At 61.9% G+C, this 24,300-nt stretch carries 22 protein-coding genes; 7 read left to right on the forward strand and 15 right to left on the reverse strand.

What is annotated here, in order from left to right; all coding sequences use genetic code 11:
• Positions 1 to 50: 50 nt before the first annotated feature.
• Entirely contained in the window at positions 51 to 512 is a 462-nt protein-coding gene (locus tag ASD03_RS36315) for an acyl-CoA thioesterase (protein ID WP_038578389.1), read from the forward strand.
• A gap of 429 nt (positions 513 to 941) precedes the next feature.
• Positions 942 to 1,145, forward strand: coding sequence for a hypothetical protein (locus ASD03_RS36320; RefSeq protein ID WP_025429185.1), 204 nt, complete (start codon positions 942 to 944; stop codon positions 1,143 to 1,145).
• Between the two features lie 84 nt (positions 1,146 to 1,229).
• Here ASD03_RS36320 and ASD03_RS36325 read toward each other — a convergent pair whose 3' ends face one another.
• Positions 1,230 to 1,892: a sulfite oxidase-like oxidoreductase gene (locus ASD03_RS36325; protein WP_057219044.1), complete on the reverse strand. Its 663-nt coding sequence runs from the start codon at positions 1,890 to 1,892 to the stop codon at positions 1,230 to 1,232.
• 75 nt (positions 1,893 to 1,967) lie between these two features.
• Positions 1,968 to 2,723, reverse strand: coding sequence for an IclR family transcriptional regulator (locus ASD03_RS36330; RefSeq protein ID WP_057219050.1), 756 nt, complete (start codon positions 2,721 to 2,723; stop codon positions 1,968 to 1,970).
• Positions 2,724 to 2,963: 240 nt separating this feature from the next.
• On the opposite strand from ASD03_RS36330, the gene ASD03_RS36335 reads away from it, so the two are divergent.
• From ASD03_RS36335 to pcaF, 3 genes are read left to right on the forward strand one after another with little or no spacing between them, the layout of a single operon-like run.
• Complete coding sequence (locus tag ASD03_RS36335; protein WP_057209752.1) at positions 2,964 to 3,824, forward strand: CoA transferase subunit A; 861 nt, start codon at positions 2,964 to 2,966, stop codon at positions 3,822 to 3,824.
• Between the two features lie 10 nt (positions 3,825 to 3,834).
• Positions 3,835 to 4,617, forward strand: coding sequence for a CoA-transferase subunit beta (locus tag ASD03_RS36340; RefSeq protein ID WP_025429189.1), 783 nt, complete (start codon positions 3,835 to 3,837; stop codon positions 4,615 to 4,617).
• The gene (gene pcaF / locus ASD03_RS36345) at positions 4,618 to 5,823 is read left to right on the forward strand and encodes a 3-oxoadipyl-CoA thiolase (RefSeq protein ID WP_057219053.1); all 1,206 of its coding nucleotides are present in this window, start codon (positions 4,618 to 4,620) and stop codon (positions 5,821 to 5,823) included.
• A gap of 90 nt (positions 5,824 to 5,913) precedes the next feature.
• On the opposite strand, the gene ASD03_RS36350 is transcribed toward pcaF, so the two are convergent.
• A complete protein-coding gene (locus ASD03_RS36350; RefSeq protein ID WP_025429191.1) occupies positions 5,914 to 6,411 on the reverse strand; it encodes a DUF2165 domain-containing protein in 498 nt (165 codons plus the stop codon).
• Positions 6,412 to 6,665: 254 nt separating this feature from the next.
• On the opposite strand from ASD03_RS36350, the gene ASD03_RS36355 reads away from it, so the two are divergent.
• Positions 6,666 to 7,049, forward strand: coding sequence for a metalloregulator ArsR/SmtB family transcription factor (locus ASD03_RS36355; protein ID WP_057209755.1), 384 nt, complete (start codon positions 6,666 to 6,668; stop codon positions 7,047 to 7,049).
• 1 nt (position 7,050) lies between these two features.
• A complete protein-coding gene (locus ASD03_RS36360; protein WP_057219057.1) occupies positions 7,051 to 7,545 on the forward strand; it encodes an SRPBCC family protein in 495 nt (164 codons plus the stop codon).
• Between the two features lie 45 nt (positions 7,546 to 7,590).
• On the opposite strand, the gene ASD03_RS36365 is transcribed toward ASD03_RS36360, so the two are convergent.
• The 12 genes from ASD03_RS36365 to ASD03_RS36420 form a co-directional block, all read right to left on the reverse strand.
• On the reverse strand, positions 7,591 to 9,603 hold the full coding sequence (locus ASD03_RS36365; RefSeq protein WP_057219276.1) for a beta-galactosidase: 2,013 nt from the start codon (positions 9,601 to 9,603) through the stop codon (positions 7,591 to 7,593).
• A 128-nt stretch (positions 9,604 to 9,731) separates the two neighbouring features.
• Positions 9,732 to 10,766, reverse strand: a complete 1,035-nt coding sequence (locus ASD03_RS36370) for a LacI family DNA-binding transcriptional regulator (protein ID WP_057209756.1) — start codon at positions 10,764 to 10,766, stop codon at positions 9,732 to 9,734.
• Between the two features lie 14 nt (positions 10,767 to 10,780).
• The gene (locus tag ASD03_RS36375) at positions 10,781 to 12,484 is read right to left on the reverse strand and encodes a trehalase family glycosidase (RefSeq protein ID WP_057219061.1); all 1,704 of its coding nucleotides are present in this window, start codon (positions 12,482 to 12,484) and stop codon (positions 10,781 to 10,783) included.
• 3 nt (positions 12,485 to 12,487) lie between these two features.
• Positions 12,488 to 13,300, reverse strand: a complete 813-nt coding sequence (locus ASD03_RS36380) for a carbohydrate ABC transporter permease (protein ID WP_025429197.1) — start codon at positions 13,298 to 13,300, stop codon at positions 12,488 to 12,490.
• A complete protein-coding gene (locus tag ASD03_RS36385; protein ID WP_057209759.1) occupies positions 13,293 to 14,249 on the reverse strand; it encodes a sugar ABC transporter permease in 957 nt (318 codons plus the stop codon). The genes ASD03_RS36380 and ASD03_RS36385 overlap by 8 nt, the downstream gene beginning before the upstream one ends.
• A gap of 18 nt (positions 14,250 to 14,267) precedes the next feature.
• Positions 14,268 to 15,500: a sugar ABC transporter substrate-binding protein gene (locus ASD03_RS36390; RefSeq protein WP_057219065.1), complete on the reverse strand. Its 1,233-nt coding sequence runs from the start codon at positions 15,498 to 15,500 to the stop codon at positions 14,268 to 14,270.
• Positions 15,501 to 15,520: 20 nt separating this feature from the next.
• On the reverse strand, positions 15,521 to 16,669 hold the full coding sequence (ugpC, locus tag ASD03_RS36395; RefSeq protein ID WP_025429200.1) for a sn-glycerol-3-phosphate ABC transporter ATP-binding protein UgpC: 1,149 nt from the start codon (positions 16,667 to 16,669) through the stop codon (positions 15,521 to 15,523).
• Positions 16,670 to 16,871: 202 nt separating this feature from the next.
• On the reverse strand, positions 16,872 to 19,904 hold the full coding sequence (locus ASD03_RS36400; RefSeq protein ID WP_057219067.1) for an aminotransferase class III-fold pyridoxal phosphate-dependent enzyme: 3,033 nt from the start codon (positions 19,902 to 19,904) through the stop codon (positions 16,872 to 16,874).
• Between the two features lie 17 nt (positions 19,905 to 19,921).
• Positions 19,922 to 20,584, reverse strand: coding sequence for an SDR family oxidoreductase (locus tag ASD03_RS36405; RefSeq protein WP_025429202.1), 663 nt, complete (start codon positions 20,582 to 20,584; stop codon positions 19,922 to 19,924).
• Between the two features lie 19 nt (positions 20,585 to 20,603).
• Complete coding sequence (locus ASD03_RS36410; RefSeq protein WP_057209765.1) at positions 20,604 to 22,259, reverse strand: amino acid ABC transporter permease; 1,656 nt, start codon at positions 22,257 to 22,259, stop codon at positions 20,604 to 20,606.
• Positions 22,260 to 22,339: 80 nt separating this feature from the next.
• On the reverse strand, positions 22,340 to 23,086 hold the full coding sequence (locus tag ASD03_RS36415) for a transporter substrate-binding domain-containing protein (protein ID WP_025429204.1): 747 nt from the start codon (positions 23,084 to 23,086) through the stop codon (positions 22,340 to 22,342).
• A 26-nt stretch (positions 23,087 to 23,112) separates the two neighbouring features.
• Positions 23,113 to 24,180: a LacI family transcriptional regulator gene (locus ASD03_RS36420; RefSeq protein WP_038577936.1), complete on the reverse strand. Its 1,068-nt coding sequence runs from the start codon at positions 24,178 to 24,180 to the stop codon at positions 23,113 to 23,115.
• Positions 24,181 to 24,300: the final 120 nt, after the last annotated feature.

Raw genomic sequence — 24,300 nt, forward strand, 5'->3', positions numbered from 1 at the left:
TCTTAGAGGGAGTGGCCGTGGAAGCCGGACATGACACCAGCGAGCTTGAAATGGTCGTCTTGATGACGCCCGACATGGCCAACTTCAGCGGCAAGGTCCATGGCGGCGCCCTGCTCAATCTTCTCGACCGCGTCGCGTTTTCCTGCGCCTCGCGCTATTCGCAGGAATATGCGGTGACCTTGTCAGTGGACCAGGTCGTCTTCCGGCAGCCGATCCATGTCGGCGAACTCGTGACCTTTCGCGCCTCGATCAATCAGGCCGGGCGGACCTCGATGGAAGTCGGGATCCGCGTCGAAGCCGAAAACATCCGCACCGGCGAGCGCAGGCACACGAACTCCTGCTATTTCACTATGGTGGCCGTCGATGCCGAGGGGCGTCCGACCGCGGTTCCGACTTACAATCCCGTGACCAGCATCCGAAAGCGACGCCAGCGCGCGGCGGAGGTGCGGAAAAACCTGCGGCGGGAGTTCGAGGCCCGCTTTCAAGCTGCTGGCTCGCCCACCGAAGCCTGATCGCCGCAATCCGTTTGCTCGCATGGCGGCTTCGCCCGGCGCCGGAGCCAAGGTCAATTTTTGCAACAAGGCCTCGCAAGGACCATTCCTGTGTTTGGCCCGGCGGCTTGATAGTGTATCTTTCACCGGCCGGAGCTAAATGGCCAAGGGGAGCGGTTCGCCACCTGCCCGGCGCATGGAGGGCGGCGTTGTTGGCCCTTAAGCCTGTTGAAGCCCATACATGCATTCGGCGCCTTTGCGGCGTGAATCCCGCGCAAATGTGCTGTGAGCATGCCCCCGCGTTCTGAAAAGCCACAATGACGCGTTCAAAACCATCGCGCCGCGTTCTGCATCTGGCGCCATTTTCGTGAACAAGCGAAGCCACCTATCAACGCCTGCTGCCACGGGAACCAACACCGTCGTTGCGGGCTCGGGATAACGGAGATTCAAATGTCCACATCCGAGACGGGACTTCAGTTTACAGAGGGCGTCGCCAACGGCGAGGTCCGGTATGATCTGGAGGATTTCATCCGCGCATCCGGCATTCCGCCGCTCGAAGCCCACGAAATGTTTACGAAATACGGGCCTTACAAGTCGGACCTCGACCCTTTGATCAAGGCGCGGGCCGAACAGCATATGGACCTGATGAAATAGCATCAGCTGCGTTGCCCGCCGGCAGATCGCGGCGGGCAACGCAGAATACATTTTCCCGGCAATATCCAAAGCCACGCCCGGCCGTCAGTCAGCGGAATAACGCTGCTCAAGCCAAGGGTCGCCACGCATGTGGTAGCCATTGCGCTCCCAGAAACCGGCCTCGTCGCCGGCTCGAAAATCGATGCGCGTCAGCCACTTTGCGCTCTTCCAGAAATAGAGATGCGGCACGACAAGCCGCATCGGCCCGCCATGGGTGCGGCTGATCGGCTTGCCCTCCCAATCGGTCGCAAGGATCGCGTGTTCCGAGGCAAAATCGGCGAGCGGCAGATTGGTCGTATAACCATCGTAGCTCGTCAGCATCACATGAGACGCTTCAGGCTTCGGCATGACCAGGTCGAGCAGGTCGTGCGTCAAGACCCCTTGCCAGCGATTGTCGTAGCGCGACCAGGTGGTGACGCAATGGATGTCGGAGAGGCTGTCGCTCTGCGGCAATGCCTTGAACGCTATCCAATCCAGCGACAGGCGCTGTTCGACGAGGCCGGTCACATCCAGCCGCCAGCGCTCCACGCCGATCGCGGGCTGCTGCCCGAGGTCCAGCACCGGCCAATCCCGAACAAGGTGCTGGCCCGGCGGCAATCGTTCGTCCTCAGGCCGGGCTGCGCGCCCGGTGAGGAACTTGCCGGCCGCCGCCCAACGCCGCTTCGTCGTCGTCAGCTTGGTTTCCGTTGGGGGTTCTTCGTCGGTCATCGGGTGCTCCTCCGGTCCGCGCGGATTAGAAGACCCGTCGCGGTTTCCGTCAAGCATCAGAGACGGGAGCTGTCTCTAGCGCAGCACGATCCGCAAGGCAGCCTGCGTCTCCCTCAGGAGCGGCAGATAGCGTTCGACCATTTCAGCAGCCGGCACATGTGCGGCCGGCGCGCCGATGTTGAGTGCCGCGACGATCTGGTTGCGATCGTTTTGAAGCGGAACGGCGATGGAGCAAAGACCGATTTCCAGCTCCTGGTCGATGATCGCATAGCCTTGGTGACGCACGCGGCCGATTTCGGCCATCAGCTCTTCCGTGTCGGTTCTCGTATGAGGTGTGTTTGCCTTGAGATCCGAGCGGGCGAGCACGTCCCTCGCCTGCTGTTCCGGCAAGGCGGCGAGCCACACGCGCCCCATTGATGCGCAATAGGCAGGAAGCCTGGAGCCCGGCATCAGGCTGATCGACATCACCCGCCTTTGCGAGGCGCGCGCGATATAGACAATCTCAGTGCCGTCGAGAACCGAGGCGGAAGCGCTTTGACCTGCCCGCTCCGAGAGCTGGTCGAGATAGGGCTGGACGATCGTCGGCAGAGGTGTCGCCGAGAGGTAGGCGTGGCCGAGCCGCAGGATTTTCGGGGTCAGCGAAAAGAACTTCCCGTCATAGTCGGCGTAGCCGAGCTGCGAGAGCGTCAGCAGCGAGCGGCGCACGGTCGCCCGGTCCAGACCAGTAATCTTCGCCGCCTCGGTGATCGTCAGCTTCTGCTGTGTCTCACCAAAAGCCTCGATGACGGTCAGCCCGCGGGCAAAACCGCTGACGAAATCGGTTTCTCTCATCAGTCATCCTCGATTTACCGGCAATTAATTTGTGCGATATACGAACAAATGTCAAATATCGCACAAAATATTTGACGCTCACTGTTTTTGAGAGCCTATTTCGGGCCAATACAGGCAAGAGGAGCTTGTCGGCCCGCACTCCATGGACCGCGAAAGACGACGCGCCAGCTCTTCCCACAGCCTGCAGACAACCATGCGCCCGCCGATTGGCGGCAACGCTCAAATCAGAAGAGAGGAAACATGGCGAAGATCGTTTCGCTCGCCGAGGCCATCGGCGACAATGTCAGGGATGGCGACACCGTTGCCATGGAGGGTTTCACCCATCTGATCCCCTATGCTGCCGGACATGAAGTGATCCGCCAGGGTCGCAAGAACCTGTTTCTCGTGCGCATGACGCCGGACATCCTCTATGATCAGCTGATCGGCGTGGGTGCTGCCCGCGGCATGAAATTCTCCTGGGGCGGCAATCCCGGTGTCGGCTCGCTTCACCGCTTCCGCGACGCAGTCGAAAACCAGTGGCCGCGGCCGCTCGAAATCGAAGAACACTCTCATGCGGCCATGGCCAACGCTTATGAGGCGGGTGCGGCGAACCTGCCGTTTGCGATGCTGCGTGGCTACATCGGCGCCGACCTTCCGAAGGTGAACGCGAACATCAAGCAGATCACCTGCCCCTTCACGTCCGAAGTGCTGGCCGCCGTTCCGGCGATCCGGCCGGATGTGACGATCATCCACGCCCAGCGGGCCGATAGGAAGGGCAACGTGCTCATCGAAGGCATCGTCGGCGTGCAGAAAGAGGCGGTGCTTGCAGCCAAGCGCTCGATCGTCACGGTTGAGGAAATCGTCGACGAGCTTGCGCCACCGTCGCCCAACTCGGTCGTGTTGCCCACCTGGGCAGTAACGGCGGTCAGCCATGTGCCGGGCGGCGCCTTCCCGTCCTACGCCCACGGCTACTATCCGCGCTCGAACGCTTTCTACATCGGCTGGGACGAGATCGCCCGCGACCGCGAGAGTTTTACCGCATGGATCAAGGAGAACGTGCTCGACGCAGGGCCTGAAGATTTTGCACGACACGCCGGCAGGAAGCCGGCGAAGGCCGCTTGAGGAGGCGACGATGACGGATTTCACCCCAAACGAGATGATGACCATCGCAGCCTCGCGCGAACTTTCCAACGACGACGTCTGCTTCGTCGGCATCGGTGCGCCATCGGCCGCCTGCAACGTGGCGCGGTTGACCCACGCCCCCGACATTACGCTCATCTACGAAAGCGGAACCGTCGGCACCAAGCCGGATGTTCTCCCCTTGTCGATCGGAGACGGCGAGCTTTGCGATACCGCCCTCTTCACCGTCTCGGTGCCGGAGATGTTTCGCTACTGGCTGCAGGGCGGCCGCATTACCACCGGGTTTCTCGGCGGCGCGCAGATCGACAAGTTCGCCAACCTTAACACCACGGTCGTCGGTCCCTATGACCATCCGAAGGTCCGGCTGCCGGGCGGCGGCGGCGCTCCGGAGATCGCGTCGAATTGCGGCCGCATCTTCATCACCATGGCGCTCTCCAAGCGCGGCTTCGTCGAAAAGCTGCCCTTCATCACCTCGATGGGTCATGGCGAAGGCGGCGATCATCGCGAACGGCTCGGCATGAAGACCAAGGGACCCACTCGCATCATCACCGATCTCTGCATTCTGGAGCCCGATCCGGTGACCAAGGAACTAACTGTTGTTTCGATCCATCACGGCGTCACACGTGACCAGATCGTCGACAATTGCGGCTGGCCGATCAAATTCGCCGGAGAGGTCATCGAGACGCCGGTGCCGACTGAGATCGAACTGGCGACGCTTCGCGACATCAACGCGCGCACGAAGAAGGCCCACCAGGGCAACAAGGAGGTCGCGTAAATGGCCGATGCTTATATCTGCGATTATATCCGCACGCCGATCGGCCGCTTCGGCGGCGCGCTCTCGTCAGTCAGGACAGACGACCTCGGCGCCATTCCGCTGAAGGCGCTGATCGAACGCAACCCTTCGCTCGATTGGGAAGCGGTCGATGACGTCATCTTCGGCTGCGCCAATCAGGCAGGCGAAGACAACCGCAACGTCGCGCGCATGTCGCTGCTTCTGGCCGGGTTGCCGGCGAGCGTGACCGGCACCACGATCAACCGCCTCTGCGGTTCGGGCATGGATGCCGTCATCGCTGCCGCACGTGCCATCAAAGCGGGCGAAGCCGAATTGATGATTGCCGGCGGCGTCGAGAGCATGTCGCGGGCTCCCTTCGTGATGCCGAAAGCGGAGAGCGCATTTTCGCGCAATGCCGAGATCTATGACACCACCATCGGCTGGCGGTTCGTCAACCCGCTGATGAAGAAGCAATATGGCGTCGATTCCATGCCGGAGACCGGCGAAAACGTCGCCGAAGATTTCAAGGTAAGTCGAGAAGACCAGGACGCCTTTGCGCTGCGCAGCCAGGCGAAGGCGGCAGCCGCGCAAGCCAACGGTCGCCTGGCGAAGGAAATCGTCGGCGTCACCATTCCGCAGCGCAAGGGCGACCCGACTGTCGTCGAAAGAGACGAACATCCCCGCGCCACGACGATGGAGGCACTTGCCAAGCTCGGCACGCCCTTCAAGAAGGAGGGGGGCACGGTCACCGCCGGCAATGCGTCGGGCGTTAATGATGGCGCGGCGGCGTTGATCATTGCCTCCGAGGCGGCGGTCAGGAGATACGGCCTCAGACCTATCGCCCGTATCCTCGGCGGGGCCACCGCCGGCGTTGAACCGCGCATCATGGGTTTCGGCCCGGCCCCGGCCTCGAAGAAATTGATGGCGCGTCTTCGCCTGGCGCAGGAACAGTTCGATGTCATCGAGCTCAACGAAGCCTTTGCCTCGCAGGGACTAGCGACGCTGCGCGATCTCGGCATTGCCGACGACGACGGCCGCGTCAACCGCAATGGCGGCGCCATTGCCCTTGGCCATCCGCTCGGCATGTCCGGCGCCCGCATTACAGGGACGGCCGCGCTTGAGCTCGCGGAAACCGGCGGACGTTATGCACTGTCAACCATGTGCATCGGCGTCGGCCAGGGCATCGCCGTGGCGCTCGAGCGCGTCTAAAGCACTCCGCGGTTTTGCGGTAACGCATGCTCGGTAAGCGCATCTGAAAGCCAGATAGGGAGCCGTTCATTGACGGCTCCCCTTTTTTATTCACACGGTTTCTTCGTCGCGCTGGGCCACGAAGATCAGCACCAGCAGGATGGTGATGAAGAAGCGGAAGGCGTCGGGAACGCCGTTCCATTGTTTCGACATCCACATGCCGAACCATTCACCGCCGACCGACATGAAGCCGACCTGCCAGACGAGGAAGCCGAGCGTCAGGCCGGCGATCGCCACCGTCTTCGCCCGGTTGAATTCGCGGGCGCCACCGTTGAGGTTAGTGGCGAGCCTGTAGGCACCGAGCCAGCAAAGCAGCGCCGTCAACGTTTCCGCCGCGATGATCACGACATAAAACAGGTTGTGAAGCACCGGACTGGTGATGGCGCGATATTTGATCGCCGCGTCGGGAAAGATCGTATCCATCATCATCACATGCTGAACGAAGGCGAAGTTCGTTGCGTAGTCGGTGATGTTGCCGAAGGCGACGAGCGTTGAAAACAAGGCGATTGCAGCAACGGCTGCGGTTTTGGCAATCCGAATGATCTTCATGGTCTGGTACTCCTGTCCACTGCCGGCACGCCCAAGATCCGGGCCGAATCTTACCGGCATCAGTCCAGCCATAGCCCACCAGCAAAGTTGATCGAGGCCGCGAGGCGTCTCTTCCACAACTTGCAGTGTGACGAATATGCACTTCGCAAAAGGTGCCGGCAAACGCGTCGCGCGCTCCCTGCCCATGGGCAGTCTTGACTCTCGTGCCGGGTTGCTACATAACCAAATCGTTCTAAAACTATTTGGTTATACAAATGACTCCATCCGAACGCCTCGACGCTACCTTTTCCGCCCTTGCTGACCCGACACGGCGGGCGATCCTTGCCCGTCTGGCCCTGGGCGAAGCATCCGTCCTCGAACTTGCAGAGCCCTTCGCCATGAGCCAGCCGGCCGTGTCGAAGCACCTGAAGGTGCTGGAGCGCGCCGGGCTGGTTTCGCGCAGCCGCGATGCACAGCGCCGTCCCTGCCGCATCGAGATCGATCCGCTCACTGAGGCAGCCGACTGGCTGGAGGAATATCGCAAGCTTTGGCAAGCGAATTTTGCCCGCCTCGACACCCTGCTTGAGGAGCTGAAAGCCGAGGCTGCATCACAGGCGTCGGCCGCACTCCCCACCAATTTCACCACGAAGGAGGAATGACATGAATGCTGCATCCAACAAACTTGTTGTCACGGCGCATGGCGACCGGGAAATCCGCATCGTCCGCAGCTTTGACGCGCCGCGCCGGCTGGTCTTCGACGCCTTCACCAAACCGGCGCTCGTCAAGCGCTGGCTGACCGGCCCGGACGGCTGGTCGCTGCCCGTTTGCGAGATTGATTTGAGACCTGGCGGGACCTTCCGTTACGTCTGGAAAAGCGCCGAAGGTGTCGAGATGGGCATGGGCGGAACCTATCGCGAGATCCAAGCGCCGGACCGGATCCTGCACGAGGAACTCTTTGACGAGGACTGGACCGGCGGCCAAACCCAAGTGACGACCCACTTCGTCGAGGAGGGTGGGCGCACCACGGTGACGACGGCTGTTATCTACTCCTCGACGGAGACCCGCGATGCCGTCCTCAAGTCGCCGATGGAGAGCGGCATTGCCATCGGCTATGACCGCCTCGAAGGAATCCTGGCCTCCGAACCGGCCGAATAGTCATGGAATGACCGTGGGCGGAGCGATCCGCCCACGGTCCAATTCTCATTCCGTCCAGATGGCGACGTCGACGGGACCGAGCTTGCGGGCACCGACATGGAAGGTAGCGCCAGCGCCAGCCGGCACGTCCGCCGCTTCCTTGCCGTAGTTGAAGGCGAAGTTGAGCTTGCCGCGACGGGTGATGCGCAAATCGCCGAGATCGGCGAGCGCTTCGACCGAAGCCCAGCCAAGGGCGTCATTGATCACCTTTTTCAGCAGGTCGCCACGGGCGGCCGCCGCCATGTAACGCGCCTTGTCGTTGCCGACGAGTGCCGGCGCGCCATTGCGGTATTCCCCTTCGAAGGTCGCCAGCACCGCCTCGCTGGTGCGCACGGTCTCGCGCCAGATGCCGGCCGGATAGGTCTCGTTGCCGTAAAGCACGGTCTCGCTATGAAATTCCGGCAGGGATTCAACGCGAGCGACACTGACGTCGACAAGTGCTGCGAGCGGTCCCGGCGGCAATCCCTCGGGAATGTGCATGTCCTCAGTCTTGCTGCCGCTGCGCGGTCCGAACAAGACCCTGGCTTGCGACGCGACCAGCTTCTCGACAAAGGCCTGATTGGCGATGACAAGGTCTGGCGCCAGCACCAGCTGGTAGCCGTCGAGATCGGAATGCTGGCCGATGAAATCGACGTCGACGCCAAGGCGGGAAACGGTCGAATACCAGTCGAGCGCCGTCGCCGAGGCTGAATAGGTCCGGCTCTGCGGCAGGGCGCGCGTCGCCCAGCGCGAATTGTAGTCGAGCAGGATCGCGACCTTGGCCTTGCCGCGTGCCTCGCCTTTCGGCAGCCGCTTCATCTCTTCTGCGACCTGAGCCACCTCGAGATAGCCTTGGTCGGGCTCGCTGTTGGGAAGCAAGAGGCCGGCATGGAACTGCTCCTGCGCAAACGGCACCTGCCGCCAGCGGAAATAAGAAACCATGTCGACGCCATGCGCATAGGCAAGCCAGGTCCAGAGCCGAACCATGCCATCGGCCGGCGACTGGTTGTGCGCCGCCCAATTGACCGGACCGGGCTGCTGTTCCATCACCCAGACGCGTCCACGGCCGACGGCCCGGTAGAGATCGTGGTTGAAGGCAGGCTGGTCCGGATCGCCGACACGCAGGTAGCGTCCCTTGTCCTCCGGTGAAAGACGACCGTTCAACAGCCCACCCATCGGGTAAACGTCCCAGGACGCGATATCGATGTCTTCGCCGACCTTGTAGTGGTCGAAGTCGGTGTTCTGCGACATGAAATTGTGCGTCACCGGACGACCCGGCGAGTGCTTGCGGATGATGTCGACTTGCGCCTTGTTGAAGCTCTTCACCTGGTCGGACGAGAAGCGGATGAAGTCGACGATATGGGTCGGGCTCGGCTCTTCGACGAGGTTGTTCGGCAGTTCGACTTCGTCGAAGCTGTTATAGTTCATCGCCCAGAACGCCGTGCCCCAGGCGCGGTTCAGTTCGTCGGTCGTGCCGTAGCGCTCGGCGAGCCAAAGCCGAAACGCCCGCTCGGCCTCGCCGGAATAGCTGTAGATCGTGTCATGGTCGCCATATTCGTTGTCCGTCTGCCAGGCATGGACGAAGGCGTTCTTGCCGTAACGTTCGGCCATGGCCTCCGAGATGCGTGCGGCCTCGATGCGGTAGCTGCGACTGGAGAAGCAATAGTGGCGCCGGGCACCGAACTTGCGCACCACGCCGTTCACGTCGACCGGCAGGATATCCGGGTGACGATCGATCAGCCACTTCGGCGGTGCGGCGGTCGGCGTGCCCAAGATGACCTTGAGACCGGCGCGGCCGAGCACGTCGATCGCGTCATCAAGCCACTCCCAATGAAATTCACCCGATCTGGGTTCGATCTTGGCCCAGGCGAATTCGCCGATGCGCACCCAGGCAAGCCCGAGTTCGACCATGCGGCGGGCGTCCTCTTCCCATTTCTCGCGCGGCCATTGCTCCGGATAGTAGCAGACGCCGAGTTCGAGCATGTCGGTCTCCTGCTGGTCGGCGTTGAAACGGTTCGGTCTCGTCAGGGGCATATGCAAGATCGGGTCCTTCGTCATGCTCTCGGCCGGCTTCACCCGGCACTTTGTCTTCGATGCGAGCGCTCTCCGGGATATAAACGTTTATATCATCAGGCGCAGTCGTGTGGTCGTCGGGTCGTTGTTCGTCTTCAGCGGTTTGGGGTCAAACGGTCGTCGCAGCGCTCGATCAGCTTCGGCATCAAAAGCGTCTGAAGCGCCTCCGGCGGCACGCCTTCCATCCGGCGAAGGATGTAGGTCCCGAGCAGGCTGCTCGGCTCGCTGATCGGCAGGTAATAGGTGGTGATCGGTGGTGCGAAATACTGGCTGACGTTCAGGTCGTCGGTGGCGTTGATGACGGCGTCGCGGCCATGCACGAGGCCGCGCTCGTGGAAACCGGAGAAGGCGCCGAGCGCGGAGGCCTCGTTGGCACAGATATAGGCGGTCGGCGGATTGGAGAGATCCGCCATCGTCAGCACGTTTTCCCGCCCGAAGGCCGGCGTCAACCGCCCATGTGCGACCAGAGCCGGGTCGAACGGCAGGCCGGCAACCTCGAGCGCGCGCCTGTAGCTTTCAAACCGGGTTATGCCGTAGCTCAGATCCGACAACGGGTTGAGCAGCGCGATACGGCGATGGCCGCGGTCGACCAGTCTCGCCATCGAAACCCGGATCATCTGCTCGTTGTCGGCATCGACATAGGCATGCGGCGCGTTGTGCACGCTGGTGCCATAGGTGACGAAGGGAAAGTCGGCCGCCTGCATCGTGCGGATGCGCGGATCGTCGGCGCGCGTGCCCGAGATGATGATGCCGTCGGCCTTCTTCAGCGACACGATCTGCTGGATGACGGCCTGGCTTTCCTCGAAATTCCTGACCGCATAGAGCGAGACCCGGTACGGGCTGTCTTCCAGCGCCCAGGAAATGCCGCTCAAGAGCTGGGCGTATTCCACGCCTTCCCACTCGTTCTGCTTCGGGCCGGGCGCCGTCATGATCGCCGCGACCTGATAGGTCTTGCCAGTGCGCAACTGCACGCCGTGCATGTTCAGTTCGTAGCCGACGCGCTCGGCCGCTTCGATCACGATCGCGCGCGTCTCCGGGCGAACCTGAGGCGAATGCTTCAGGGCCTTCGAAACGGTGGCAATCGACAGCCCCGTTTCCTGCGCAATGGTCTTGATCGTTGGTCTTTGCATGGCGTCTCGGCTCGTCATGGATTGTCGTCGCTGAGCGATGCCGCCAGCAGGAGATAGACTGCGGATGTCCAGGCGAATGCCCGATCGCGAAGGCCCCTCCCCGACCGCGCATCGAAGTTTTCGGCCATACCGCTTTTGCTGGCAAGTGAACAGAACTTTTCCGCGATTTCGCGCGTTAGCTCAATCTCCCCTTGCCGACGAAGGCCATCCCAGAGAAGAAGCGTCGTCGGCGCCCAGATCGGGCCACGCCAATAGCCATCGTCCTCGTAGAACGAGCTTTTCGGGCTCTCGGTCGCCGGCCCCCAGGCGGTGATGAAGCCGCCGGAGACCAGATGCGCAACAAGCTTTTCGCGCATTTCCGCGGGCAGACGCGTGCCGAGCAACAGCGGCATGAACTGGATCAGGTTTTCGCCCGGCAAGATGCGGTCCGGTACGCCCGCAAGCCGGGCGCCAAACGTTGCGCCGGTCCAGAGGCGCGCGAACAGCAACGCCTGCAAGGCATCCGCCTTGGCGTTCCATTCCGCAGCACGCGCAGGATCGCTCTCGAGCAACGTCGCAAGCGTCTCGCAAGCGAGAATGAGGAATACCGGCAGATCAGGCGAGATGACCGGGCCACCTTCGGCAAAGAAGGTCGCATTGTCCCAGCCACTATCGTTGCCATGGAAATAGCTCGGCAGCGACGTTGCGTCCGTGCGCGCATAGGTCAGCCAGTAGTCGACCTGCCGGCCGATTGCGTCGCGCAGATAGCTCTTGCGCTCCGCCGTCAGGAAATCCGGGTGCCTAGCCGCGATAAGCGACACCGCCCAGCCATGGACCGGCGGCTTGGTGAAGGCGAAGAGCACGTCACGATCATTGATGTAATCGGGCAGGAGACCGGAGCCGTCCTGATGGTCGAAGATCGCTGCGAGCTGGTCAAAGGCGAGGTCCGCATCGACGGCCGCCACACCCAGTGCCGAAAAGGCGTTGTCCCAACTCCAGATGTTGATCATGTGGTTCTTGGACATGTAGATCGCCGGCCGTGTCAGCTGCCCGCCAACCGGCACGCCGTTTGCCCACAGCAGATAGCTTGCCAGCCGATGCGCCGCGTCCTGACCGTGCGCGCCCCTCGGCACCTTGCCGTACCACTTTTCGAACTCGACAGTGACGTCGGAAAGGGCGTCCGCGAAGCAATCAAGCGGCGCTGTCGGCGGCACGGTGCGGAAGAAGTCGACATTGCCCTCGAAAATGCCTGTGCCCGTGAATGCGAAGGAAACGTCGGCCGAGTGGTCGCGCTGCCAGGCGCCCGACACGTCAAGGGTGCCAGACACAGCCCGCGGGATGAATTTCACGTTCTCGACGGCTGCCACGAGGCAATCGACGCCGGTGGGCGTGCGATAGACGTAATCGTAGCGCGATCCTTCCAGGTGAAAGCGCACGCCGGCATTCTGGCCGCGGACATGTAGCCGCTCGCCCTCGCCGATAACAAAAGTCAGCGATCCGGCATTGATGCGGGCAACCAGCCGCTCCGGCGTCAACTCAAAGGTTGCCTGCGCCGGCTTGCCCATTGCATCGAGGAACTCGACGCGGCAAAGGCGACCGAGCGAGGGCCGTTCGTCACCGCCGGCAACAAAGCGCAGATAGAGAGCACGCGCGCCGTCGCCACCCGGCACCTTCATCATCGACAGCGTCAGAAACCGTCCTTTTCGGCTGAAGGGGATATGATCGATATCGAACAGCATCGTTTACCCCTTCACCGACGAGCCGACCGCACCATCCATGATGTAGCGCTGGGCGACGAAGAACAGTGCCAGCGGCGGCAGGCAGAGGATCACCGTGATCGCGGCAATCGAGGTCACGTCGACTTCATGCAGGCCCTTGAACATCGAAAGGCCGAGCGTCAGCGTGTATTTCGACTGGTCGTTCAAGAAAATCAGCGGACCAAGATAGTCGTTCCACGCGTTCATGAAGTGGAAGGTACCGACCAGCACCAGGGCCGGCATCATCAGCGGCAGATGGATGCGCCAATAGATGTCGAAGGCGTTGGCGCCATCCATGCGCGCCGCTTCGTCGATCTCCATAGGCACGGTCATGATGTACTGGCGAAGCAGGAAGACGAAGAAGGCGTCGGCGAAATAGGCCGGCACGATCAGCGGCTTCAGCGTGTTGATCCAGCCCAGCATGTTGAATTCCATGTAGAGCGGAATCATCTTCACGTCCCACGGGATCATCATGGTGGCGAGCAGCACGATGAACAGCGGGTCGCGGCCAGGGAAGCGGAAGCGGGCAAAGCCATAGGCAACCAGCGAGCTCGAGATCAGCTGCCCGATGGTCGAAAACACGACGACGATGACCGAGTTGGTCAGGTAGGTGCCGAAGGGCTGCTTGTTCCAGGCGGCGGCAAAATTCTCCCAGTGCCATTCCGACGGCCAGAAGACCGGCGGGAACTGGTAGAGATCGGCGGTGCTTTTGATCGCCGTCATGAAGGTCCAGTAGAACGGCGCGATAAACAGGGCCGAGAGCAGGATCAGCGCGGAATAGAGCAGCGTCTTACGCATGGCCTTCTCCATCGTTCTGGCGGACTTCGCCTTCGTAGTAGACCCAGGCGGCCGACCAGCGCATCACGCCGAGGCTGAGCGCCAGAACGATGATGAACATCACCCAGGAGCCGGCGGCGGCATAACCCATGTCGAAATATTTGAAGGCGTTGTCGTAGATATACATAGCAAAGAAATAGGTGGAGCCGAGCGGGCCGCCTTTGGTCAGGAGGAGCGCGATGGTCAACTGTTGGAAGGCCGAGATGATCGAGGTGATGAAGGTAAAAAGCAGCATCGGCCCGAGCATCGGCAGGGTGATGAACAGCATCTGGGCCCAGCCGGGAACGCCCGAGACGGTGGCCGCCTCGTAAAGCTCCTTCGGAATGGCTTTGAGGCCGGTCAGAAGGATCAGCATGGTGCCGCCGAGACCCCAGAGGCTGGCGATGATAATCGCGACGATCGCGAGATTCGGATCGCCGAGCCAGTTCGGCCCGTGGATGCCGACGAGCGACAGCATGAAGTTCAAAAGGCCGTATTCCTTGCTGTAGATCCAGCTCCAGATCGTCACCAGCGCGACGCCGGAAATGACGCTCGGCAGATAGAAGGCGGTGCGGAAGAAGCCGCTGGCAAAGGTGATGTTGTGCAGCATCATCGCCAAGAGGAACGACATGACGATGTTGAACGGCACGTAGATCGCCGCGAACTTCACCGTGATCCAGAGGCTCTCCCAGAACTGCGGATCGTCGAACAGCATCGATTTATAGTTGTCGAGACCGACAAAGGCCCGCTCACCGACCACCGGCCAGTCATAGAAGCTCATCGTCAGGGAGAAGACGAGCGGCCCGAGCGTGAAGAACAGGAACCCGAGGATCCACGGGGAGATGAACAGATAGGGCGCTGCGTAGCGCGCGATGGCTGAGCGCTTGCGCCTTGCCACCTTGGGCTCTGCCCCGGCATAGGTCATATCCATCCCCCGTACTCCCTTTGCTTACTTGATCAACCGCTTGGAACGGCTGACGGCATCGTCCAGATGCTGCTTGGCGTTGCCCTCGTCGATCATGGTTGCTTCGATGGCGCGCGCGAGATTGTCCTGCACCTTGCCCCAGTTGGCGTTCTTCAGGAACGCGTGGGTTTCGGTGTTCGAGGTCGCGAGAATGTCGAAGAACGGCTTGTAGATCGGATCGGTGGTCATGCCCTTTTCTTCGGCAACGCTGGTGCGGACCGGCAGGTCGTTGATCCGCATGGCAACGGCTTCCGGCGAGGAGAAGAACTTGACGAACTCCCAGGCGAGGTCAGCGTGTGCTGCGTCCTTGGCGATCGAGATCGCCGAGACGCCGAGCGCCGAATGGGCGGTCTTGTCGCCGAACTTCGGCAACGGCGCCACGCCATACTTGATGCCCGAGGAGTCGATGCCTGCCTTCGACCACATTGCGCTCTGGAACATGGCGATCTTGCCGCCCTTGAACAGCGTGCTGCCCGAGGTGTCGTCGCCGAGGTTGAGCGTGATCGCTTCCTGCGTCTTGGCCATATCGCCGAACATGTCGAGCACTTGGGCCGCCGCATCGCTGTTCATGTAGCCGTCGATCTGCTTGCCATCGTCGGAGATGTACTTGGTGCCGTTCGACCAGAGGAACTGCTCGAAGTCGTAAGGGTCGGGCTTGGCGTCGACGGCAAAGCCGTAGACCTTGTTCTTCTCGTCACGGAACTTGGCGGCCTTGGCGCGCAGATCGTCCCAGGTCCAGCCATCCTTCGGCTCTTCGACGCCGGCCTTGGCGAACATGTCCTTGTTGTAGAAGACGACCTGGGTCGTGAAGCCCGACGGCATGCCGTAGGTCTTGCCTTCGACGCGCGTGGTGTTCATCAGGCCCTTAGGGAAATCGTCCGGCTTCACCTCGGCTGCGTCGCGCGCGATCAGATCGTCGAGCGGCATCAGCGAGGTGTAGTACTGCGGGAAATTCCACATATACATGACGTCTGGTGGGCTGCCGGCGCCGAAGGCGGCGATCAGCTTCTGGTCGTAACCATCGGCATAGGGCTCGACTTGCACCTTCACGCCCGGGTGCTTTTCCTCGAACTTCTTGGCGATCGCCTGCTGGATCGCCAGGCTCTCATCCGTGTCCCAGGTGGCAAAGCGCAAGGTTTCTTCCGCGCGGGCCGTGGCAACTCCAGCCATGGCCAAGACCATGAGCGAGCCGATGAGCGATTTCGTCCTGTTCTGCATGCTTCTCCTCCTCATTCGGGTCACGCGACCCTTTTGCTTTTTTCCTGATTGATCAGCATCTGCGTCTCGGGATCGAGCGCCCGCGCGATCGCCTTGCCGTCGGCATCGAACAGATGGCAATGCTCAGCGGGGATGCGCAGATGGATGCGCTCGCGGTTGGCAACCGGATGCGTGCCGCGCACGACGGCGGTCATGTCGGAGCCATTCTCAAGGCCGATGTGAACATGGCTTTCGGTGCCGAGCCGCTCGACCAGGCGGACGTCGCCGATCAGGTGCGCTTCCTCAGGCGAAACCAGCTCAAGCTTGTCCGGGCGGATGCCGATCGTCACCGGCTTGTCCTTGGCGACGACGGTGGATGACAACGTTCCGAGCGTCAGGTCCCGAACCAGACCACCGCCGGAAAGCGTCAATTCGGAACGGTCCTGGCGGACCAGGTTCGCGGTGACGAAATTCATCCGCGGCGAGCCGATAAAGCCGGCAACGAAGAGGTTCGCCGGCTGATAGAAGAGTTCGAGCGGCGTGCCGAACTGGCTGACCTTGCCTTTGTCGAGCACGACGACGCGATCGGAAAGCGTCATCGCCTCGACCTGATCATGGGTGACATAGATCATCGTGACGCCAAGGCGCTCGTGGAGTGCTGCAAGCTCGACGCGCATGGTCACACGCAGGCCGGCATCAAGGTTCGACAGCGGCTCATCGAGCAGGAACAGCTTCGGCTCGCGAACAATCGCGCGGCCGATGGCAACACGCTGGCGCTGGCCGCCGGAGAGTTGGCGGGGCTTGCGGTGCAACAGTTCGGAGATGCGCAGGATGTCGGCAGCGTTGTTGACGCGGCGATCGATCTCGTCGCGCTTCATGCCGTTCAGCGCCAGGCCGAAGGACAGGTTCTTGCGCACGTTCATGTGTGGATAGAGCGCGTAATTCTGGAAGACCATGGCGATATCGCGCTTGGCCGAGCGCAGATCGGTGATATCGCGATCGCCGAGGCGGATCGAACCGGAATCGAGCTCCTCAAGACCGGCGATCGAACGCAGGAGCGTGCTCTTACCGCAACCGGACGGCCCGAGAAAGCACACGAACTCGCCATCGGCGATATCGAGATTGATGCCCTTCAAGACTTCGAGCGAACCAAAGCCTTTGCGCAGATTTTCAATACGGATAGCTGCCAACGGGCCCTCCCCTGATGGCGAACATTGTGGCAGCCGGCTTAACGCTTACCTTACCACATGTTCGTATTAAACGTTTATATGCACGATAAAAACGTTTAACTTTGTTGTAAAGCGAAAAAATCGGTGCTTGAGAAATTGCTGTGGGCGATAAAGGGCACAAAACCGATACGGCCGGTTCATGACCGGCCGTATCGTTTCTTGATCAATGGTTTAGGCGTCCGAGCGTCTCGTCGAGCGCATTGAGGAAATGGTCGCAATCCTCGGCGCTGAACGGCGCCGGCGGCTTCACCTTCAGCACGTTGTGGTGCGGCCCCTCGCTGCTGAGCAATATCCGATGCTTGCGTTTCATTTCAGCGATGACGAAGTCGAGCTCGCTTGCGGCCGGTTCCTGGGTCTCGCGGCTGCGCACCAATTCGATGCCGTTGAAGAGACCGTAGCCGCGCACGTCACCGATGATGGCATGGCGCTTGGCCAGCGCACGGGCACCGTCCATCAACCGGTCGCCGACAACACGGCAGTGGTGCATCAACCGTTCGTCGCGAATGACGTCCAGCACCGCAAGGCCGATCTCGGCCGAAACCGGATTGCCGCCGAAGGTGTTGAAGTACTCCATGCCGTTGGCAAAGGAGGCGGCGATCGCCTCGGTGGTGACGACGGCGGCCATCGGGTGTCCGTTGCCGATCGGCTTGCCCATCGTGGCGATATCCGGGATCACACCTTGCGTCTGGTGCGCCCACATATGGCTGCCAACGCGGCCGAAGCCGACCTGCACTTCGTCGGCCAGGCACAGGCCGCCGGCGGCACGCACATGGGCATAGGCCTCATGCAGATAGCCTTCCGGCAATGTCAGCTGCCCGCCCGTTCCGAGAATACCCTCGCTGAAGAACAGCGCCGGGCGGCGGCCGTTTGCGGCAAGCGCCAGCACCTGGTTGCGCACATCCTCGGCATATTTGCGGCCTGCATCGAGGTCGCCATAGCGATAGCGGCCGCGATAGAGATCGGGCATTTCCGCGACCTGGACATGGGCGGGGCGGCCCTCTCCGCCCTTGCCGGCAAACTTGTAGGGGCTGACGTCGATCATGCTCGACAGATGGCCGTGATAGGCATGATCGACGGTGATGACGTCGCGGTTTCCGGTGTAGGCACGCGCCAGCCTGAGCGCCAGGTCGTTGGCCTCGCTGCCGGAATTGACGAAGAAGCAGACGTTGAGTGGGTCGGGGAACTGCGCGGCCAGCCGCCGCGAATATTCGACCAGCGAATCGTGCAGATAGCGCGAATTGGTGTTGAGCTTCTCCATCTGCATCTGCGCCGCCTTGACGACGCGCGGATGGCAATGGCCGACGTGGCAGACATTGTTTACCATATCGAGCCAGCGCGTGCCGTCCTCGTCGATCAGATGAGCGCCCTCGCCGCCGACGATCTTCAGCGGCGCTGTGCTATAGGCGATACTGAGCGAACGCCCGATGCGCCGGTGACGTTCACGCACCAGAAAATCCTTGTCGCGGGCGACGATCACCGAAGCCGGCACAGGCAGCCCAAGCACAACGCTCGGATCGGGGCTGACCTCGCGCCAGACCTGCCATTGATCACGCACGCCGACGCCGAACATGCGGCCCTCCAGCCCCAGATGGTCGGTCACCAGCTGGAAATGCAGATGCGGCGCCCAGTTGCCGTTTTCTTGGGTGGCACCAAGGCTCGCAAAGCTTTCGCCCGTGGCGATCGGTTGGCCGACCGTCAACTTCGCCATCGTCTCGCGCGACAGATGGCCGTAAAGCGTCCAGAAGATATCCCCGGCATCGGTGACATGTTCCAGCAGGACGGTCGGGCCGAAGCCGAAGGCGACGGCATCGTCATGAAGGAAAGCGACCTTGCCAGCGAACGGTGCATGCACCGGTTCCAATGCCGGCGCGAAGATATCGACGCCAAGATGGACTGAACGGCGCTCACCGGCGGTTGCCGTTTCGTAGGCGTCGCCCTGATAGATCGCGCGATCCTCGCCGTAAAGGCCGATGCCATAGTCGGCATTCTGCTCGCGAATACGCGCGGCGATCAGCGCCTCTGCCGCCGTGGCATCCAGTGCCGCCCACTGTGCCGCTTCGGGACTGGAGGCGGAGAGATCGAAGACGGCGACCTTGGGCTTGGCGACGGACGGCTTGACGATGGCGGAAAAGTCATGGGCGTTCTGCTCCAGCCAGCGCACGACGGACGCCGCATGCGCGATCGGCGCAAAGCCGCAGGCGTCGCGGATGCGGGCGATCGCAATCGCGCGGTTCTCGCGTTCGAGCCGTTGAAGCTCACGCCAGACGTCTTCCTGGCTGACAAGCAGGTAGGTGTTTTCAGGGTTGTCGCGGATCTGCTTGGCCGCCATGCACATGCTGACGGCATAGCGGGTGCGAACGAGATCGAAGATCAAGGCCGTCTCGGCCTCGCTGATCGGGTTCGCTCGGTGATAGGCGCCCGCGAGCGCTGCGATGGTGCCGACCGCATCCGCCGTGCCGATCAGCGCATAGGCGGCAGCGACAGCGATCTCGACGACGCGCCACGTTTCGACCATATCGCCGAAATCCAGCAATCCGCTGACGCGTCCCTCGTGGTCCAAAAGCACATTGTAGTCGTTGGCGTCGTTATGGATGACCTGTCGCAGGCAGCTTTCGAGGCTTGGCCGGACGGACGACGCGAACCGTTCGAGGATGGCGCGAACCGCTTCCCGCTTGTCGTCGCCGTCGATCAGACCCACGTGGTTCAGATGCATATCGGCACGGCCGATATCCCAGGCATAGACGCGTTTCGTGCCGGCATGGGCAAAGCCCTTGAGGCTTTGGTCGAGCTGGCCGAGCAGGTGCCCGAGCGTTTCCGCGCTCGTCAGACCGCGGGACGCGGATTTCACCCAGATATCGCCGGGTAGCCAGGTCAGGAGCCGCGCGGTGCGCTCGCCGCGCACCATCGCTTTCACGGTTGACGCGCCGGCGCGACCGGGCACTGGCCGCGAGACCGGCAGATCGACTGCCGTTTTTGCGAGGTGGTCGAGCACCGCGACTTGCATGTCGAGTTCATCGGCATCGCCTGGCGCGTGCAGCTTCAGGAGATATTGCTCGCCGTCTTGCGCGCGAACGCGATAGTTGAGGTCGTGCTCGCCCGGCAGCGGCGAGATATCCCCTTCGATGCCATAGGTCTCGATGAGCAGCGCCCGGATTGCCGCCAGTTCCTGCTCAGCCTTCAAGTCTTCCTGTGCCATGCCTGCTGCTTGTCCCGTCACCATGAAATCCGTCGTCCGTCGTAGCTGCAGAAGCTGCCGCTGTCGGCCATGTCCGCTTCGTCGATAATCGCTTTCAGCCCAGCGGCACTTGTTGCCACCGGAACATTTGCCTCGCCGCCACCCATGTCGGTCCTGACCCAGCCGGGATGCAGCGACAGGACGGTGATGCCGTCCTTGCGAAAATCCTGTGCCAGCTTCACCGTCGCCATGTTCAACGCCGCCTTCGAGCAGCGATAGGCATAGTCGCCGTCATCATCGTCCAGCGTGCCTTCGGCAAGCGAGCCGGCACGACTGCTGATGTTGGCGATAACACAGCGTTCACCGGCCAGAAGGTTCGCATGCAGCGCACGTGCCAGGAGCAAAGGTGCGAGCGCGTTGACGCGCATCACCTCGAGGAAATCATCGCTGTCCAGCGTCGCAAGCCCACCCGTGTCGCCGCGGATGCCGGCATTGTTGATCAGAACGTCGATGGCCACACCTTCGAGCGCTCTGCCAAGGGCCATGATCGAAGCGGGGTCGGAGACATCAAGCGATTGCGCTTCAATGGCACCTTCGAAAGACGCTTCCCCTCGGACGCAGGCAATGACCCGCCAGCCGTCGGCCGCATAGAGTGCCGCGAGCTCGCGCCCGAGACCTCGCGAGGCACCGGTGATCAGCACGGTGCGTCGTACCTCCGTTTTATCGATGCTTGATGTCATATTTTCTCTCGACCATGTTCACGAGGCTGGCTGCAGCAAGCGTCAGGAAGATGTAGAAGATCGCGGCGGAGTTATAGGGCGCGAAAGGCAGGAAGCTTGCCGACTGGAACTCGCGCATGCGCTGGGTGATGTCGCGGATCGACAGGATCGACAGCAGCGAGGTGTCTTTGAGGATCGCGATCAGTTCGTTGCCGAGCGGCGGAATGATGATCCTGAAGGCCTGCGGCAGGATGACGAGGCGCGCTGTCTGCCAGCGATTGAGGCCGATGCTGCGCGCCGCCTCGACCTGGCCGACCGGTATGGCGTTGATGCCGGAACGGAAGATTTCCGCGAGGTAGGCCGAATAGGCAAGCGCCATGGCGACGATGCCGCGCACCAGATTGGGTGGGTCGAGCACGCCTTGCGTCGCGTCCTTCAACGCGCCGCTGAGCGGCAACCCGACATAGAGCACGATGACCAGCATCGGAATGCCGCGAATGGTATCGACGATGAATTCGGAGCCGACCGCCAGCGGGTGGCGCTGGTGCAGGTAGCCGCCGAAGGTCAGAAGCCCGAGGATAATCGCCAGCACCGCAACCGTAATGCCGGTTGCGCGATCGCGGTCGTTGAGCGCTTCGGTCTTCCAGAGCACCGGCAGATCGGCAGGCGCCGAGGCGGCCGGCAGCAGGGCGGCGCTGACCCCTTCGTTCTTGGCCATGGAAGCGAGTGCTTCGGTCGGGCCGACAAAGGTGCGAACCGGCGTTTCCGTCTGCGGCGCGCCGTCATACTGGCCGAACCGCACCGCACCGATCAGACCCGCCGGCGTGTTGGTGACGATGCCGACCTTGCCCTCGAGCGAACCGGCAAGCACGTAGGTGTCACGCGGCTGCAGCAGGAACCAGGCGGCGACGAGCGCCAGAACCAGGGTCGCGACCGCAAAATAGAGGCTGGTGCGCACCGTCGAGCGCAATTGCAGGAGGCCGACCCAGACGAGACCAAGCACTGCCGCCAGGATGTAGGCGGCAATCGCGGCGCGAATGGTGGTCGCCACCCCCGCCGCAAAGGCGATGTGCGCGAAGAAGAGAACGAAAACCAGCCCGGCGCCGTTGACGACGCCGAGGATCCAGCGCCCGACACGTCTGAACGGACTGTCCAGAGGCTCGCCGCCACGTGCGCCTGCAAAAAACAGCCCGAGACCGAGGGTGCTCGACACCAGATATCCCGGGAACAGCCAGGACTCGACACCACGAAGCCAGAGATCGGCGGCCTCAGTCAATTGGCGCGGCGTCACGCCCTTGACGATCAGGTCCGATTTGAACGCATCGACGCCGTTTGCCACGACCGAGGCGATGAAGGGGTGAATGTTATGCCCGAGCAGCAGGACGACGGCGGCGCCGAGGTTCAGTACGGCCGCGGCCACCGCCCACTTCGGACGGCTCGCCTTGGCCCGCGAGAACAGGAGCACGCAAAGGCCCGCCGAAAAAGCGATCGCCAGCGCGAGAAAGCCGGGCACGAAGGCAGACGAGCCGTTCTCGACGCCGAGAATGGCGCGAAGCGACCGCTGGTAGTCTCCGGAGGATACGAAAAGATAGATGATGAATGGCAGCGCGGTCAGGATGATGAGATTGCTCGGACGCACGCTTCTCAGGAACGACATTCATTCCTCCGGGGTATTGCTGTTGAAAAGGCTAGCCCCCGGAGCGGCCGCCTCGGCGCTCCGGGGAAATTGCGGAGGGCTTATTTCAGGCCCCAGTATTTGTTGACCAGCTGGTCGAGCGTGCCATCGTCCTTGATCATCTTCAGGCCCTCGTTGAAGGCCGCGACATTCTCGTCGCCCTTGCGGAAGACGAGGCCGAGCGGATCGGATTCCAGATCCTTGATCGCCACCACCAGTTCGCCGGCAAATTCGCGCTCGTAAGCCGCCGCATTCGCGCCATTGATGACGACGCCGTCGACGTCCTTGTTCTTGAGCGCGATGATGGCGGCGCTGAAGGTGTCATAGGCGGCAACGTTCTCCTTACCGACCACACCTTCGGCAACCTGAGCGTCGGTGGTATTGGCCTGGGCGGAGAGCTTTCTGCCGGCCTCCTTGAAGCGATCGAGCGTGATGTCCTGGTCTTCAACGCGCATCAGCACCGCCTGGCTGTTGACGATATAGGGGTCGGAGAAGTCCATCGCCTTCTTGCGTTCATCGGTGATCGAGACGCCGGAGGCGACGAGATCGAAATTGCCCTGATCGAGAGCGGCAAAGATGCCGTCCCAACCGGTGGTGATGAACTCGGCCTGGCAGTTGATCTTGGCACAGACCGCATTGACCACATCGACGTCGAAGCCAACGATCTGGCCGCTGGCCGGATCGACGCTTTCCATCGGCGGCGAGGTGGTGTCGGATCCAACCTTGAGCAATTTTCCGCCGAGATCGGCAGCGTGGGACACACTTGCGGAAAGAGCCGCAAATGTCAGGGCAATAATCAGTTTTTTCATGGTTCTCCTCCTTGGATGATGAATGTTCATGCCAGCCTGCCGCCGAGATTGTCCGGCTGCCTTTCGATCAGGGTTGGCCTGAAGACCTGCCGGAGCGCCTTCGGGTCCTCACCCTCCATGCGCTTCAGCAGGAACTGCCCGAGCGTCCGTCCGAGGACCTCGATCGGTTGATAGAAGGTGGTGATCGGCGGCGTGAAATAGGCGCTGACGTTGATGTCGTCATAGGCGATCACGTCGACATCGACGCCAACCTGCCGCCCGAGACTGCCGAGACCGGAAAGGACGCCGAGCGTCGTCGATTCGTTGATGCAGACGAAGGCAGTCGGCGGCTCCGCCACCTGCAAAAGGTCGATCACGCTCTGCCGGCCAAAATGGGTCGAAAGATCGCCTTCGACAACGAGATCGGCAGAGGCGGTAACGCCGGCTTCGCGGAAGGCGCGGGCAAACCCGTCCAGCCTGTCCAACGCATAGGAGAGCCGACGCTCCGGGTTGACGAGCGCGATGCGGCGATGGCCGCCGGCAAGCAAGCGGGCGGTGGCAGCGTGGGCTGCCCACTCGTTGTCGATATCGACATGGGCGTAATCCAGATCCTTGCGGCAACGCCCCATCGAGACAAATGGGAAATGGTGGTCGACCAGCAGATCGATGCGCGGGTCGTCGGCAAGAATGCCGGAAAAGATCAATCCGTCGGCCAGACCCTGATCGACGATGCGGCGCGCCGTTTCCGCGCCGTCGGCAGCATCGCGGATGACATGCACGGACATGCGGTAGTCCGTACCATCCAGCGCCTGGCTGACGCCGCTCAAAATCTGGGTATATTCGACGCCGTCCCACTCGTAATCGCGTGCCGCGGTAACCGGCATCAGCACTGCCGCCTGAAAGCTCTTTCCGGTGCGAAGCGCCATGCCGCGCGCATTGGCCTGATAGCCGACTTCGCGCGCCGCCTTGAAGATGAGATCGCGGGTAACAGGCGCAACGACAGGCGAATCCCTGAGCGCTTTCGAGATCGTCGCGATGGAATAGCCAGTGATCTCGGCCAGTGTCTTGATCGTCGGCACCGGTGTACGCCGGGTTCTGTGCATATGCGCCGCCATGCACCCTCCCAGGCCGTTGGCTCACTCTGAACATATGCGTAACAGTCAATAAAAACGTTTTCAAGAAAAATAAAAACGTTTTTATTATCATATGGGGAGAAGTTCGACGTCAAAGAAATT

Origin of the sequence: Ensifer sp. Root127, from assembly GCF_001425225.1 — a bacterium.
Lineage (GTDB): Bacteria > Pseudomonadota > Alphaproteobacteria > Rhizobiales > Rhizobiaceae > Ensifer > Ensifer canadensis.

What these genes read in the sequence shown, in the direction of transcription:
- ASD03_RS36315 (WP_038578389.1), top strand. Translation starts at nt 51, where the DNA reads ATGGTCGTCTTGATGACGCCCGACATGGCCAACTTCAGCGGCAAGGTC.
- ASD03_RS36320 (WP_025429185.1), top strand. Translation starts at nt 942, where the DNA reads ATGTCCACATCCGAGACGGGACTTCAGTTTACAGAGGGCGTCGCCAAC.
- ASD03_RS36325 (WP_057219044.1), bottom strand. Translation starts at nt 1,892, where the DNA reads ATGACCGACGAAGAACCCCCAACGGAAACCAAGCTGACGACGACGAAG.
- ASD03_RS36330 (WP_057219050.1), bottom strand. Translation starts at nt 2,723, where the DNA reads ATGAGAGAAACCGATTTCGTCAGCGGTTTTGCCCGCGGGCTGACCGTC.
- ASD03_RS36335 (WP_057209752.1), top strand. Translation starts at nt 2,964, where the DNA reads ATGGCGAAGATCGTTTCGCTCGCCGAGGCCATCGGCGACAATGTCAGG.
- ASD03_RS36340 (WP_025429189.1), top strand. Translation starts at nt 3,835, where the DNA reads ATGACGGATTTCACCCCAAACGAGATGATGACCATCGCAGCCTCGCGC.
- pcaF (WP_057219053.1), top strand. Translation starts at nt 4,618, where the DNA reads ATGGCCGATGCTTATATCTGCGATTATATCCGCACGCCGATCGGCCGC.
- ASD03_RS36350 (WP_025429191.1), bottom strand. Translation starts at nt 6,411, where the DNA reads ATGAAGATCATTCGGATTGCCAAAACCGCAGCCGTTGCTGCAATCGCC.
- ASD03_RS36355 (WP_057209755.1), top strand. Translation starts at nt 6,666, where the DNA reads ATGACTCCATCCGAACGCCTCGACGCTACCTTTTCCGCCCTTGCTGAC.
- ASD03_RS36360 (WP_057219057.1), top strand. Translation starts at nt 7,051, where the DNA reads ATGAATGCTGCATCCAACAAACTTGTTGTCACGGCGCATGGCGACCGG.
- ASD03_RS36370 (WP_057209756.1), bottom strand. Translation starts at nt 10,766, where the DNA reads ATGCAAAGACCAACGATCAAGACCATTGCGCAGGAAACGGGGCTGTCG.
- ASD03_RS36375 (WP_057219061.1), bottom strand. Translation starts at nt 12,484, where the DNA reads ATGCTGTTCGATATCGATCATATCCCCTTCAGCCGAAAAGGACGGTTT.
- ASD03_RS36380 (WP_025429197.1), bottom strand. Translation starts at nt 13,300, where the DNA reads ATGCGTAAGACGCTGCTCTATTCCGCGCTGATCCTGCTCTCGGCCCTG.
- ASD03_RS36385 (WP_057209759.1), bottom strand. Translation starts at nt 14,249, where the DNA reads ATGGATATGACCTATGCCGGGGCAGAGCCCAAGGTGGCAAGGCGCAAG.
- ASD03_RS36390 (WP_057219065.1), bottom strand. Translation starts at nt 15,500, where the DNA reads ATGCAGAACAGGACGAAATCGCTCATCGGCTCGCTCATGGTCTTGGCC.
- ASD03_RS36400 (WP_057219067.1), bottom strand. Translation starts at nt 19,904, where the DNA reads ATGGCACAGGAAGACTTGAAGGCTGAGCAGGAACTGGCGGCAATCCGG.
- ASD03_RS36410 (WP_057209765.1), bottom strand. Translation starts at nt 22,259, where the DNA reads ATGTCGTTCCTGAGAAGCGTGCGTCCGAGCAATCTCATCATCCTGACC.
- ASD03_RS36415 (WP_025429204.1), bottom strand. Translation starts at nt 23,086, where the DNA reads ATGAAAAAACTGATTATTGCCCTGACATTTGCGGCTCTTTCCGCAAGT.
- ASD03_RS36420 (WP_038577936.1), bottom strand. Translation starts at nt 24,180, where the DNA reads ATGGCGGCGCATATGCACAGAACCCGGCGTACACCGGTGCCGACGATC.